The following is a 387-nucleotide window of genomic DNA, read 5'->3' as shown; positions in this document are numbered from 1 at the left end:
GTTCCTGCATCTGGTGTCGGGTCAGAGCGTCGAGCGCGCCGAACGGCTCATCCATCAATAGCATTTTCGGTCGATAGGACAGGGCACGTGCAATGGCGACGCGCTGCTTCATGCCACCCGACAGTTGCGACGGAAATGCATCGGCGAACTTGGTGAGCTTCACCAGTTCAATGTGATGGCGGGCGACATCCCGGCACTCGGCATTCGGCAACCCGGCCGCCTGCAGGGCGAATTCAACATTCTGCTGCGCGGTCAGCCACGGCAACAGCGTGTAGGATTGGAAGACAACGCCGCGATCGAGCCCGGGACCGACGATCGGCGCTCCATCCGTCAGAAGAAGGCCATTGTCGAAGCCCTGAAGTCCGGCGACGATCGACAGCAGCGTAC

The 387-nt window shown here is 61.2% G+C and carries 1 protein-coding gene; it reads right to left on the bottom strand.

The genetic code is table 11. The annotated features are described in order from the left end of the window. The coding region (locus AF337_RS30220) for an ABC transporter ATP-binding protein (RefSeq protein ID WP_152971242.1) at positions 1–387 on the bottom strand (387 nt) is incomplete at both ends.

It is taken from the genome of Rhizobium ecuadorense (assembly GCF_001187535.1).
GTDB lineage: Bacteria > Pseudomonadota > Alphaproteobacteria > Rhizobiales > Rhizobiaceae > Rhizobium > Rhizobium ecuadorense.
This window is presented reverse-complemented; position numbering and strand designations above follow the sequence as displayed.